Raw genomic sequence first — 14,240 nt, 5'->3', positions numbered from 1 at the left:
CCACTCCTGTGCGCTTTACAGGCTCTCGCCCGGCGTGCATTCCTCGCCGCACCATAGGGAAGCGGCCCGGCTCGTTCCGGCGGGGCGGCGCGGAGCATGCCGGCATCCGGCAAGGAATGGCGTGATGGTCCGATGGGCGTTGCGGGTGGTTCTGGCAGCCGGCGTGCTGGTCGGGCTCCTGGCCGGTGCGTTCCTCCTGCTGGCCCGCCTCCCCTCCGCTGAGCCCCTGCGGCGCAGCCTCGTGGAGCGCGGCCTGACGCAAATCTGGGGGCAGAAGGTTGAGGTGAAGGGGGAGGTGTCCATCACCTTCCGTCCGCGCCTGGCGGTTCATGCCCGGCAGGTCACCTCATCGCTGACCGGGGAACAGGCCGAGATCGGCGAGCTGGTGCTCGCGCTCGCCCCCTATGCGCAATTGCGCCCGGATAGCCCCTTCTTCGGCTTCACGCTGGCGGATGCCCGGTTCAACATCCAGATTCACAAGCGCCTGAATCCCTCGCCGGGCTCCATCCTCTCCTCCCCGGTGCTGCTGCTGCGCCACCTGCCCCACCTCAGGCTCGACGGGGTGGCCATCGATTTCAACGATCTCGAGCGCGGCTGGCAATTCCTGCTGGAGGTGGACCGGCTGCGCACCTTCCCCGAGGACGGACGCGAGAAGGGCATCGCCCAGGGCAAGCTCAACGGGCGCCCGCTGGACCTGCAGTTCGTGTTCGACCGCGAGAAGGAACAGCCGGAATTCGACGCCGGCGGCGTCCGCCCCTATGGCGCCAAGATCCAGTTTGGTTCGCAGGGGCTGAACGGCAGCCTTATGGTCCGCGCGCCCAGCCTGGAATTCGAGAGCGACATGGTGGCGAGCCTGACCGCGCGCACCACCAACCTGGATGACCTGCTGGCGCTCGCCCGCATCGCTCCCATCGGCGGCGGCTCGGGACACATCTCGGCGCAACTGGGCATCGAGACACATGCGCTTTCCGCCCCCAAGCTGAATGTGGACTTCACCCTTCCCGACGGGGCGCGCGTGACCCTCGACGGCAAGATCGACGATGCGCTGCACGGCAAGGGCATCGCGCTGAACGCGATTGCGGATATCGACCCGGACGCCCGGCCCGCCGTCTCCATCCGCGACATCACCGTCACCCGCCTGTCCGGCCATTTCATGAACGGCCGCCGTGGCCTGATGCTCAACAATATCCACATCGGCACCAATGCCTTCGCGGAGAGCTTGCGGGAGATCGGGCCCATCGAGGTGGCCCGGGTGCAGCGGGGTCCCGACGGGCAGGTGGCCCTGCGCGGCATTTCCGTCATTGCCGGCCCCGAGGACAAGCCCATCTTCCGGCTCACCGGCAGCATTGGCGACGTGCTCGACTTTTCTGAGGTGGAACTGGCCGGCAGCATCGACATGGCGGTGTCGGATGTGCTCCTGCTGCCCGGTGGCGCGCCGGGGGACCTGGGGCGCATGGTGGGCAACATCGCCATTTCCGATGCCGACGGCACCCTGGGCATCAATGCCTTCACGGCGGAGCTGCAGGACAGCGAGCTGATTTCCGCCAAGCTCGCCCTCATCCTGGACGACCTACCCCGCACCAAGGGGCCCCAGCCGACGCAGTTTACCGCCGACATTCAGGTCCCCCGCTGGGACCGGTTCGCCCGTGCCCTCGGGGTGTCCAGCGACTTCAGCGGCCCGGCCAGCTTTGCCGGCGACATCAGCGGCACGACGGACAGCCTGAAGGCCGATGGCAAGGTGCAGCTCGGCCGCACCCGGATCGAGGGCGACCTGACCTCGCAGGCGCGCGGGGACCGCAGCTTCGTCTCCGGGCAGATCCACTCCCCCATCCTCTATGTGGACGAGTTGCGCCAGGTGTTCCAGCGCGACGACGACGCCCCCCCCATCCCGCGCATCGCCATTGTCGGAGCGAGCGCGCCCGTTGGCGGCAGCCAACTGGATGTGATCGCCTCCACCGATGCGGACGTGCAGGTCAGCGCCGATCGCCTCGATGGCTCCGTGGAAGGGGCGAGCGGCATCGAGGCCCGGATTCGGCTGGATAACGGCGTGCTGCGGGGCGACCCCGTGCGGGTGGGCTATGGCGGCGGGGTGATCGAGGCGGTGGTGACCAATGAAGGGGAACAGGTCCTGCGCGCCAAGGGCAATGGCCAGGGCTGGCCGCTCTCCTCCCTCATGCGCGGCGGCAAGGGCGGCGTGAGCGCCTCTGGCACCGTTCGGCTTGATTTCGACCTGACGGCGAAGCTCGGGGTGGACACGGACCTGCTGCGCACCCTCGACGGCACCGCCACCGCGCGGGTGCGCAATGGCCGCCTGGGCACCGGCATGCTGGATCTGGCCGGGCTGGGCGTCCTCGGGGGCATGTTCAACCCCAACGTCATGAAGGGGGAGAGCCCGCTGCGCTGCGTGAAGGTCCCGCTTCGCTTCAACAACGGCGTGGGCCGGACCGACCCGGTCATCGTGATCGAAACCGATGCGGTGCAGGCCCTGGGCCGCGGCACCATCAACCTGGTCCGCAACACCGTGGACCTTTACATGGTCCCGCGCCCGCTCACCGCCCTCAATGGCGCCGCCGGCTACAATTTCACCGTGAAGGGAAGCCTGGATGGCCCCGCCATCGGCATGGCCAGTGGCGGGGGCGCGGGCCTGAAGGGCAATTATCGCTGCGATTGAGGAAGATCGGGGCGGCGGGGACCATCCCCGCCGGCAGGACGAGGCGCCCCGCTTCCGGGCGCGGGGCGCTTGGATCAGGCCGCTATGGCCAATTCCTCATCGTCGTCATCCTTGCCCACATCCACATTCTCGCCTTCCCACTTGGCGACCACGGTGGTGGCCAGGCCATTGCCGATGACATTGGTGGCCGAGCGCCCCATGTCCAGGAACTGGTCGACACCTAGAACCAGCAGCAGGCCGGCGGAGGGCAGCTTGAACATTTCCAGTGTCGCCGCCACCACCACCAGAGAGCCGCGGGGCACCGCCCCCATGCCCTTGGAGGTCACCATGAGGGCGAGCAGCATGACGATCTGCTGGCTCCAGCTCAATTCGATGCCATAGGCCTGGGCGATGAAGAGCACCGCGAAAGTGCAATACATCATGGAGCCGTCCAGGTTGAACGAATAGCCGAGCGGCAGCACGAAGCTGACGATCTTCTCGCTCACCGGCACCCGCTCCAGCTGGCGCATCATGGAGGGGTATGCCGCCTCGCTGGAGGCGGTGGTGAAGGCGACGATGAAGGGCGCCCGCAGCAGCGAGACCACCCGGATCGCCGTCTTGCCCAGGAACAGGAATCCGGCCCCGAACATGACGCACCACAGGATGGCCAGGCTCAGATAGAAGGAGGCCATATACTTGCCGTAGGTGATGAGAATGCCCGGCCCATGCTCCGTCACGATGGAGGCGATGGCCGCGAACACCGCGAGCGGTGCCAGGGACATGACATAGCCCGTGATCTTGAGGATCACGTGCGAGGCCTCCTCGATCAGCGCCACCAGCACGCGCGCCTTGTGCCCCACCGAGGCCGCGGCCACGCCGAAGAAGATGGAGAAGATGACGATCTGGAGCACCTCGTTATTGGCGAGGGCCCCCACCGCGCTGCTGGGCACGGCGTGCTTGATGAATTCGTCGAGGGAGAAAGAGCCCGCATGGATGCCGGACGCCGCATCCACCGGCGGCAGGGGCATGTTGAGGTCCTTGCCGGGCGCCAGCAGATTCACCATCACCATGCCGATGAAGAGCGACACCAGCGACGCCGTGATGAACCACAGCATGGCCTTTCCGCCCACGCGGCCGATGGTCTTCATGTCTCCCATATGGGCCACGCCCGCCACCAGCGAGGTGAAGACCAGCGGGCCAATAATCATCTTCACGAGGCGCAGGAAAATCTCGGTAATCAGCGAGATGTGGTTGGCGATGTTCTCGGCCACCTTGGGATCGGGCCAGAGGAGGTGGTTGGCATATCCGACCAACACGCCCAGGATGAGGGCGATGACGATATACAATGTCAGCCTGTGCTTCACTCTGGTCCCCCGTCAGTTCTGCGTGCGTGAAAACTCGGCCCGGGGGCCTGCGTCCGTCGCCATCGTGCCGTGAGGGGAACATCGCAGGACGGGTCCCCGGGAGGCATGTGGCCCGTCACGAGGGTCCCACCACGCCCATCCGGGCAGCGGGCAATCCCCCAAGCGACGGTGAAGCAATGAGTTTTCAAACAGCTCCCCTTTGGCGCCACCCTCGCATTTCGGCAGAAATGTGTCGAGCATCTGTTCTGGGCAAGGCAGCGGCCAAGCGCCGGTTTTTCGACCCATCGGGCCGCAGGAGGCAGGCGCGACCGCTGTCCTTGCGCGACAGCCGCTTGCGCCGGATCCCCCCACCTGCCGTCGGGAAATCAGGGGCTTAGCCTTACACTCCCTTAACGACGCGGCGCGGCGCGCATGGACGGGCGGGGGCGCGGCGGCTAAGATCGCAAAACCCTGGATTTCCACCGAGGCGGAGCATCGTTGCGACCTACCCCCCGGCGTCTGACGTCACGCAGCACTTCCGGCGAGGTCTTCGTCCGCCCGTCTTACGTCTCCCTCGCGGCTGCGGGAGCGATCGGCCTGTTGTGCGTGTCGCCCGCCCGGGCCGAGGACCCCACCTTCTTTGACCAGGCCATGGCCTGGTTCAATCCCGACGGGGCGCAGAAAGAGGCGCCGGCGCCTGATGCGGTGCCCTATGCGGTGACCTTCGAGGTGACCGGAGACAATGACGCCCGCTCGGCGGTGACGCAGGCCTCCAACCTGGAAACCCTGCGGCGGGCGCCTCCCTCGGGCGCCGCGGGCCTCGTGCGCCGGGCGCTGGCGGACCATGACCGCATCGTCGCCGCGCTTTTCGGCCAGGGCTATTATGGCGGCCGCCTGAAAATCACGGTGGCCGGCCGGCCGCCCGATGCCCCCGACGTGTTCGCCGCCGTGGATGCCGCCCGCAAGGATGGCCCGGTGCCGGTGGTGGTGCAGGTGGAAACCGGGCCGCGCTTTACCTTCGGCACGGTTCTCATTCTCGATGCCGCCACCCGCAAGCCGCTGCCTTCCATGCCGACCCTGCGGAGCATGAATCTTGTGGCCGGCGAACCTGCCCGCTCCACCGCCGTCATTGCGGCGGAGGGGCGGATCGTGGCGCGGCTGCGGGACGAGGGGCGCCCCTTCGCCAAGGTCACGGCCAAGGACGTGGTGGCCGACCATGCCACCAACACCCTCAATGTCACGTTCCTGGTGGCTCCGGGTCCGCTGGCCACGTTCGGCCCCTTCACGGTCAGCGGCGCGCCGAGCCTGCCGCCCAATTTCGTCAGCGACCGCATCGACATCAAGCCCGGCGAGCCGTTCTCGCCGGACCGCCTGGAACGGCTGCGGCGACGCCTTCTGACCTATGAAATGATCGGCTCCGTGCGCTTCATCGAGGCGTCCCAGCTGAATGCGCGCGGCGAATTGCCCATCGAGGTGCAGGTGGGCGAGCGCAAGCCGAATTATGTGGGCTTCTCGGCCAATTATTCGAGCACCGACGGCTCCAGCGCCAATGCCTTCTGGGGCCATCGGAACCTGTTTGGCGGCGGCGAGACCTTGCGGCTCGATGCGCAGGCCTCCTGGTTCGGACAGAAGTCGGATGCGGTGCCCGACGCCGATCCCTTCGGCTACAAGATGTCCGCCACCTTCATGAAGCCTGGCATCTTCACCCCCAATGACGACCTCGTTGCCCAGGCGGCGGTGCTGCGGGAGATCACCAACGCCTATGTGCGGGAGGCCGTGACCTTCCTTGGCGGCGTGCGGCACCGGTTCGACGATTATATGAGCCTGCAGATCGGGCTGGACCTGGAAGCCTCCAAGGTGGAGGACAGCACGGGCTGGCGCGACTATCCAATTGCCGGCGTGCCGGTGGACTTCAATTTCGACAATACCAACAGCCTGCTGGACCCTTCGCGCGGCGTGCGCGCCAGCGCCACGGTGGAGCCCTTCGCCTATTTCGGCGACCAAGGCGCAGGTCCCGTTCTCATGAAAGCCTCGATCTCCACCTATAAGGCGCTAGACGAGGACAACCGCATCATCCTGGCGGGCAAGGTGGCGGCGGGCTCCATCTTCGGGGTCCCGTACGAGAACGCCCCGCCGCAGCGGCTGTTCTACGTGGGCGGCGGAGGCACCTTGCGCGGCTACGAATACCAGTCGGCCAGCCCCCGCAATGCGCAGGGCGTCATTGTCGGTGGCTTGAGCTTCTTCACCGCCTCCGCCGAGGCGCGCATCCGCATCACCGACACCATCGGCATCGTGCCCTTCTTCGATCTCGGCGCGGCCTTCGCGTCCGACGTGCCGGACTTCAACAACCTGCAATATTCCTACGGCATCGGCCTGCGCTACTACACCGCCATCGGCCCCATCCGCCTCGACCTCGCCTTCCCCGGCGATCCCACGGTGGCCGGCACCCATTACGGGCTCTATGTGAGCCTGGGGCAGTCCTTCTGATGCGCGCGCTTCACGCGGTCTCCCGTGCCCTTATCTATCTGGCCATCTTCCTGGTGGGCTTCCTGCTGGCGGGCTTCGGCCTGATCCAGACACCGCCGGGCCGCGCCATGGTGGCCTCGCTCATCAGCCGGATCGCGTCGGCCGACGGGCTCGGCGTTCAGGTGGAGGGCCTGTCCGGCTTCATCCCCTCGGACATGCGGGTGGCCAGCATCGACCTGTCCGATCCCCAAGGCCCGTTCGCCCGGGTCGAGGGGCTGCAGGTGTCCTGGAGCCCGCTCGCCTTGTTGTCGGGCAGCGTGAATGTGGGCTTGGTGCGCGCCGACCGGGTTATGGTCCAGCGCAAGCCAGACCTGCCGCCCCGCCCGGCGCAGACGGCCTCCGGCTCAGGCTTTGGACGCAATCTGCGGGTGATGGTGGACCACATCGAGGCGCCGGCCGTGGAACTGGGCGAGCCGGTGCTCGGGCAGAAGGCCCTGTTCGGCTTTGAGGGAGGCCTCAGGATCGACGGCCCCGGCCAGGGCCTGTCGCTCAATTTCAAGCTGGACCGCCGGGATGCCGAAGGATTTGCCGCCGGAACCGTGCGTTTTGCACCGGAGACGGCCGCCCTCGACGTGGACATCACCGCACGGGAGCCGGAGGGCGGCATCTTCGCGCGCCTCGCCGGCCTTGAAGGCCTGCCGGCCTTTGACGCGCAAGTGAAGGGCGCAGGGACACTGGATGCCTGGTCCGGCACGCTGCAGGCCAATGCCGGCACGCTCGCCCATCTGGAGGGTGCCGCCTCGGTCCGCGCCCAGGCCAATGCCCGCGTGGTGCAGTTCACGGCCCGCGGCGACGTGGGGCGCGCGCTGCCGCAGACCTATTCCCGCCTGTTCGAGGGCGAGAGCAATCTGTCGAGCCGCATTGTCATGGCCGAGGACGGCGGCTTCCAGGTGGACGCGCTGGACCTGCGGTCCGCCGGGTTCAGCTTCTCGGCCCGGGGCGGGGTGCCGGCCAATGGTCCGATCACCCTCACCTTCCAGGCCCGGACCGGCGCCGCCGAGCGCTATTCCGCCCTGCTGCCGGGCCTCGCGTGGGACGAGGCGCGGCTTGAAGGGGGCATTTCCGGCACGGTCCTGGCGCCGCGCATGCAGGTCGGGGTGAACGCCACCAAGGTGTCGGCGTTCGGCTATGGCGTCGGCCTGCTGAAGGCCACGGCAAGCGCCGAACCCGATGCCAGCGGCGCGTTCGCGCTGAAGGCCGATGCCACCGGAGAAGGCCTGTCCGCCAGCGACCCCAAGGTGGCTGCGGCGCTCGGCAAGGCGGGCACCCTCGCCGTGCGCGGTGTCCGGCTGCGGGGCGAGGACCCCGTGCTCACGGAGGCCACGGTGCGCCTGACAGGCGTGGACCTGCGGTTCTCCGGCAAGGCGGACCTTGCCGCCATCAACGGGCGCCTGGATGTGGCACGACTCGATCTTGCCGCCCTCTCGCCCCTGGCCGGGCGTCCCCTCGCGGGCCTGCTTGCCTTCACCGCCGACGTGAAGCGCAGCAGCGCGGCCGGCGCCCTCGACCTCGCCCTCAACGGCACGGCGCAGGACGTGTCGACGGGCGATGCCACCCTGGACGGCCTTGCAGGCGGGGCCTCGCGCTTCAAGGGCGGCCTGTCGGTGGCCCCGGACGGCGCGGTGGCGGTGGACAATTTCACCATTGATGCCCCCGGCGCCGCCCTCGCCGTCAACGGCCGCATCGATGCGACCACCGCCACTCTCACGGCCCAGGCGACCTTCCCCGATCTGAAGCGGCTCGATGCCCGGCTGGAAGGCGCCGCGCAGGCCAAGGCCGCCTTCTCCGGCCGGCTCGCCGCGCTCGACATGACCGCGCAGGCGACCATTCCCAACGGCAAGGCCATGGGGCATCCCATCGAGGGACTGACCCTCGATGTGGCCGCCAAGGACCTCACGGGCCAGGTGTCCGGGACCGGCGGGCTGCAGGGGCGGATCGGCGGCAAGCCGTCGCGCGGCAACCTTGCCTTCAGCACCGGCGCGGATGGATCGCGGGCGCTCACTGGCCTGGACCTGGCGGTGGGCAGCGTCACCGCGCGGGGGGCCCTCACGCTCGCCCCCACCGGGCTTGCCACCGGCGACCTGGCCTTGGCGGCCGGCGACCTCGCCGACATCTCCGCTTTGACCCTCACCGAGCTGGCCGGGCGCGCCGAGGGTACCCTCACCCTCGACACGCCCAATGGCGTCCAGCGCGTCGCGGTGCGCGGCACGCTCGCCAATCTCCTGGCCTCCGGTCAGCGGGTGGCCAATGCGCGCATCGATCTGTCGGTCACCGACCCGCGGGTCTCGGCCGCCATCCAGGGATCGGTGGACGCGGCGGGGATCCAATCGGGCAGCCTGACCATCACGCGCGCACGGCTCACCGCCCAGCCGGAGGGCGCCGGTACGCGCCTTGGCCTGGATGCCGACGCGCAAGGCGCGAACCTTGCCGGCCGCGGCCTCCTTGCCATGAAGGGGGAGGCGCAGACGCTGCGGCTCGACACGCTGCGCGTGGTGCGGGACCGCACCACCGCCACCCTCAGCGCCCCCGCCACTTTCACCTATGGCGGCGGCACCACCAGCGTCGACCGTTTTGCGCTCGCCTTGTCCGGCGGCGGCAGCCTGACGGCGCAGGGCCGCGCTGGCGATACGCTGGACCTGACGCTCGAAGCCCGCGCGGTACCCCTTGCCCTCGCGGCCCTGGTGGACCCCACCCTTTCGCCCAGCGGCACGCTGGCCGCCAATGCCCGCATCACCGGCACGCCATCCGCGCCCACGGGCCGCTATGACTTGACCCTCTCCCGCGCCACTCTGCCCCAGATCACCGCCGCCGGGGCGGGGCCGTTCGATTTTCGCGCCAACGGCACGCTCGCCGGGGGGCGGGCCACCATCGCGTCGACCCTGGCGGGACCGTCCCTGTCGGGCATGACCATCAATGGGTCCGTGCCCGTGGCCGACGGGGCGCTGGACCTGACCATTCGCGGCTCGGTGTCGCTGGCCATCGCCAATGCCCTGCTCGCCACCTCCGGCGCGCGGGCGAGCGGCACGGCGGCGCTGGACCTGACCTTGCGCGGCACCCTTGCCGAGCCGCGGGCCGGCGGCACCATCCGCGTCAGCGGCGGGCGCTATGAGGATGCCGTCACCGGCGTCACCCTGGAGCGCATCCAGGCGGTGGTGACCGGCACGGACCGCAGCCTCACCGTCTCGTCCTTCCAGGCCTTCACCCCCAATGGCGGCAACATCCAGGGCCAGGGCACCATTGCCCTCGACCCGGCCGCCGGCTTTCCCGGTCGCATCGACCTCACCCTCACCAATGCCCAGATGGCCAACAGCGAGTTGATCCGCCTGGTGGCTGGCGGACGCATCGCCCTGTCTGGCGCGCTGGTGCACACGCCCACCGTGTCCGGCACCATCGACGTGCGCGAGCTGGACGTGAACATTCCCGATCGCCTGCCCGGCGGGGTGAAGGCGCTCAATGTGCGCCACGTCAATCTGCCGCCCGGCAGCCCCGCGCCTGCCAGCCTGCGCAAGCCGCCCCAGCGGCCGGGCCCCGGCGCGCCCCGTCCCTTCCTCGCCACGCTCGACCTGACCATCAACGCCCCCAACCGGGTGTTTGTGCGCGGCATGGGCGTGGATGCTGAACTGGCGGGCAGTTTCCAGGTGCGCGGCACCAGTGCCATGCCGCAGACCATTGGCGGGTTTGAATTGCTACGCGGACGGCTGGAGATCATCGGCCGGCGCCTCGACTTCACCCGGGGCCGCCTGACCTTCAACGGCGACACCGATCCCGATCTCGATTTCATCGCCGAAAGCGCGGCCAACGACGTCACCGCGCGCATCATCGTCTCCGGCCGCGCGTCCCAGCCGGAAATCACCTTCACGTCCACGCCGGAACTGCCGCAGGACGAAGTGGTGGCGCGGCTCCTGTTCGGGCGGTCCGCCGGCCAGCTCTCCGCCGGCCAGGCCCTCCAGGTGGCGCAGGCGGTCACCGCCCTGTCCGGCCAGGGGAATGCGCTGCTGGGCAATCTGCGCCGCTCGCTCGGCGTGGACAGCCTGAGCGTCGGCACCAATGCGGCCGGCACGGGCGGCGAGATCGGCATCGGCCGGCGCATCAATGACCGGCTTTATCTGGGCATCCGGCAAGGCACGACGCCCAATTCCTCGCAGGCCACCATCGACCTGGACCTCTCCCGCAACATCCGCCTCCAGGGCGCCACGGGCGCCGACGGCAACGCCTCGGTGGGCATCGGCGCCCAGTGGGACTACTGAGGCCGACGGACCTTATCGGGAACGGGGCGGGGCGATGCCCATGGCCTTCATCCGCGAGGCCAGGGTGGTCGGCTTGAGGCCGAGCCGCTCGGCCGCGCCACCGGCGCCCGAGACCTTGCCCCCCGCCGCCTCCAGTGCCCTGAGAATGCTGTCCCGCAGCCGCGCGCGGCGTTCCTCCTCCGTCTCCGGCAGGCTGGCGGCCACGGGCGCGGCGGGCACGGCGACGCGACGCTCCGCCCCCGGCAGGTCGATGGTCAGCCGGCCGTGCCTCGCCAGGATGATGCCGCGCTCGATCACATTCTGAAGCTCGCGCACATTGCCCGGCCAATCATAGGCGGAGAGGCGGCGCATATCCCCCTCGCTCAATTGCAGCGAGCGGTCGGCCGGCTTGCGGCTGGCGGACAGGAAATGCAGGGCGAGCAATGGGATGTCCTCCCGCCGCTCCCGCAGGGGCACGGATTCAATGGGCATGACATTGAGCCGGTAGAACAGGTCCTCGCGGAAGCGCCCCGCCTTCACTTCGCCCCGCAGGTCGCGATTGGTGGCGGCGATGATGCGCACATCCACCTGTCGCGTGCGCTCCTCCCCCACCCGCTCGAACTGGCCCTCCTGCAGCACGCGCAGGAGCTTGCTCTGCAGCTCCAGGGGAATCTCGCCCACCTCGTCCAGGAACAGCGTACCCCTGTCCGCCAGCTCGAAGCGGCCGATGCGGTCGCGCAGGGCGCCGGTGAAGGCGCCCCGCACATGCCCGAAGAACTCGCTCTCGAACAGTTCGCGCGGAATGGCCGCGCAATTGACGCGGATGAGCGGCCGCTCATGGCGTTCGCTCGCCTCATGGATGGCGCGGGCGATCAATTCCTTGCCAGTGCCCGATTCCCCCGTCACCAGCACGGTGGCATCGGTGGGGGCGACCAGCTCCACCTGCCGCAGCACCTTCTGGATCGCCTCCGAGCGGCCGATGATGCCGCGATGGCTGCCCTCGGCCCGGATTTCCTCCTGGAGATAGGCATTCTCCAGTTCCAGCCGCTCGCGCAGGCTGTCCACCTCGGCCAGCGCCGCCCGCAATTGCTCGTTGGCCTCTCGCTTCTGGGTGACGTCTCGAAACACAACAACCGCGCCGATGAGCACACCCCGGTCGCGCAGGGGGGTTGAGGTATATTCCACCCAGACCGGCTTGCCCGAGCGATGCCAGAACACCTCGTTTTCCACCTGATGCACCGCCCCGTCCCGGAAGGCCGCAAAGATGGGGCAATGCTCGTGGGGATAATGGGAGCCGTCGGGGTGATGGTGATGAACCATCACATGCATGTCGCGGCCGATCATTTCCTCGGCGGTCCAGCCCAGGATCTGTTCGGCGGCGGGATTGACGAAGGTGGTCTTACCCTCCGCATTCACCCCATAAATGCCCTCGCCCACCGCCCTCAGGATGAGGCGGTTCTCCCGCTCAATGTCGCGGAAGGCGCGGTCCACCCGCTGCCACTCGGCGACTCCCTCCCGCATGAAGGTGTCGGCGGCGGCATCGATGTCCCGGCGTTGGCGGGCATCGAGGTCGCACAAGGTCATCAAAAGGCGTCGGCCGCGCGGGGTGCGCACCAGCACGCCGCCCGTCTCCACGCGCACCCCCGTGCCATCGGCCCTCCGGGGGGAGAGGGTGCGCGCCCAATAGGTCCCGCGCGCCTCCACCGCCTGTGTGAAGGCGATGAGCGCGGGCGCCTGGCCCGGATGAAGGTCGAAGATCTGCATGGCTTTCAGCCGGCCCCGCTCATAGCCGAGCAGCTGGGCGGCCGCGCTGTTGGCGTCGAGAATGGCGCCGGTCTCCAGGTCTACGGCCAACTGGGCTTCGATGGCCGTATCGAAGGCGGGCCCAAAGGGGCCGAAATGGGAGACCGGTTCGGCAACAGCCTGGCTCATGCGCGGCTCCGAGACTTACGTAATTTCGTAAGTCTATCACGATATTTCGTCATTCGCGAAAATTCGTAAATTCCCCTTCTGCCGCTCGCCCTTGGGAATGCTCGCAAAAGTCCCGCGCTCCCGTCTGGCACACGCCTTGCGTAGAGGAAGGCACCTTCCCGAGGCCTCTCCCGGCCCCATCACGCGAGGCGATCCATGGCGAGCTTCGATCCCTTCCGGCGCGGTTCCCGTTTCTTTTCGTCCGGCTGTTCGTGCGGGCAGCATGCCTCGCAGGACGAGCATGACCTCTCCTGCGTCGCCACCGGCGGCGAGGAGGAGCGCTATGCCAGCGCCGTCGAGGCGACCGTCATGCGGGCGCTCATTCCCGAGGCGCCCGCCCGCCGCGCCTTCCTGAAGGCGGTGGGCGCCTCCACGGCGCTGGCAGCCATCTCGCAATTCCTGCCGCTGGGCCAGATCACCGACGCCTTCGCCCAGACCGCGGGCGCGCTGGAAAAGAAAGACCTGAAGATCGGCTTCATCCCGATCACCTGCGCCACCCCCATCATCATGGCGCATCCGCTCGGCTTCTATTCCCGCTATGGCCTGAATGTGGAGGTCATCAAGACCGCCGGCTGGGCGGTGATCCGCGACAAGACGCTGAACGGGGAATATGACGCCGCCCACATGCTGGCGCCCATGCCCCTCGCCATCTCCATGGGCATCGGCTCGCCCGTGACGCCCTATACCATCCCGGCCATCGAGAACATCAACGGCCAGGCCATCACTTTGGCCATGAAGCACAAGGACAAGCGCGACCCGAAGGACTGGAAGGGCTTCAAGTTCGCCGTCCCGTTCGACTATTCCATGCACAATTACCTGTTGCGCTATTATCTGGCCGAGCATGGCCTCGACCCGGACAAGGACGTGCAGATCCGCGCCGTGCCGCCGCCCGAGATGGTGGCGAACCTGCGGGCGGACAATATCGATGGCTATCTCGGCCCCGACCCCTTCAACCAGCGCGCGGTCTATGACGGGGTGGGCTTCATCCACATCCTCTCGCTGAAGCTGTGGGACGGGCATCCCTGCTGCTCCTTCGCCGCCAGCGAAGAATTGGCCACCAAGGCGCCCAACACTTTCCGCGCCCTCACCAAGGCCATCATCGACGCCACCGGCTACGCCCAGAAGACCGAGAACCGGAAGGAAATTGCCGAGGCCATCGCGCCGGCCAATTATTTGAACCAGCCGCCCATCGTGGTGGAGCAGGTGCTCACCGGCACCTTCGCCAACGGGCTTGGGCAGGTGGAGAAGGTGCCGAACCGCATCGCCTTCGATCCCTTCCCCTACCAGGCGTTTGCCGTGTGGATCCTCACCCAGATGAAGCGCTGGGGGCAGATCAAGGGCGACGTGGATTATGCCGGCATCGCCCGCAAGGTGTTCCTGGAAACCCAGACCGCCAGCCTCATGAAGGAGCTGGGCCAGACCCCGCCCACCTCGTCCAAGACCATTGTGGTCATGGGCAAGCCGTTCGACCCCTCCAAGCCCGAAGACTATGTGGCGAGCTTCGCCATCCGCCGGAGCTGATCC

6 protein-coding genes are annotated in these 14,240 nt (G+C 68.3%); 4 read left to right on the top strand and 2 right to left on the bottom strand.

Translation table 11 applies throughout. The features are described from left to right. Positions 1-124: 124 nt before the first annotated feature. Positions 125-2,671: an AsmA family protein gene (locus ACT54L_RS11035; RefSeq protein ID WP_476085620.1), complete on the top strand. Its 2,547-nt coding sequence runs from the start codon at positions 125-127 to the stop codon at positions 2,669-2,671. A 74-nt stretch (positions 2,672-2,745) separates the two neighbouring features. Here the strand turns inward: ACT54L_RS11035 and ACT54L_RS11030 are convergent, their stop codons facing one another. Further along, the gene (locus ACT54L_RS11030; protein WP_476085619.1) at positions 2,746-4,014 is read right to left on the bottom strand and encodes a dicarboxylate/amino acid:cation symporter; all 1,269 of its coding nucleotides are present in this window, start codon (positions 4,012-4,014) and stop codon (positions 2,746-2,748) included. Positions 4,015-4,599: 585 nt separating this feature from the next. Here ACT54L_RS11030 and ACT54L_RS11025 point away from each other — a divergent pair. Together ACT54L_RS11025 and ACT54L_RS11020 are read left to right on the top strand one after the other, a co-directional pair. Next, on the top strand, positions 4,600-6,480 hold the full coding sequence (locus ACT54L_RS11025) for an autotransporter assembly complex protein TamA (RefSeq protein WP_476085777.1): 1,881 nt from the start codon (positions 4,600-4,602) through the stop codon (positions 6,478-6,480). Then, entirely contained in the window at positions 6,480-10,766 is a 4,287-nt protein-coding gene (locus tag ACT54L_RS11020; RefSeq protein WP_476085618.1) for a translocation/assembly module TamB domain-containing protein, read from the top strand. The genes ACT54L_RS11025 and ACT54L_RS11020 overlap by 1 nt, the downstream gene beginning before the upstream one ends. A gap of 12 nt (positions 10,767-10,778) precedes the next feature. Here ACT54L_RS11020 and ACT54L_RS11015 read toward each other — a convergent pair whose 3' ends face one another. Then, positions 10,779-12,677, bottom strand: coding sequence for a sigma 54-interacting transcriptional regulator (locus ACT54L_RS11015; RefSeq protein WP_476085617.1), 1,899 nt, complete (start codon positions 12,675-12,677; stop codon positions 10,779-10,781). 195 nt (positions 12,678-12,872) lie between these two features. Here ACT54L_RS11015 and ACT54L_RS11010 point away from each other — a divergent pair, with 195 nt between their 5' ends. After that, positions 12,873-14,237: a CmpA/NrtA family ABC transporter substrate-binding protein gene (locus ACT54L_RS11010; RefSeq protein ID WP_476085616.1), complete on the top strand. Its 1,365-nt coding sequence runs from the start codon at positions 12,873-12,875 to the stop codon at positions 14,235-14,237. Positions 14,238-14,240 lie beyond the last annotated feature (3 nt).

The organism is Aquabacter sp. DMC10, from assembly GCF_056314145.1.
Note: the sequence above shows the minus strand (reverse complement) of the source record. Positions and strands in the feature narration are given on the sequence as shown.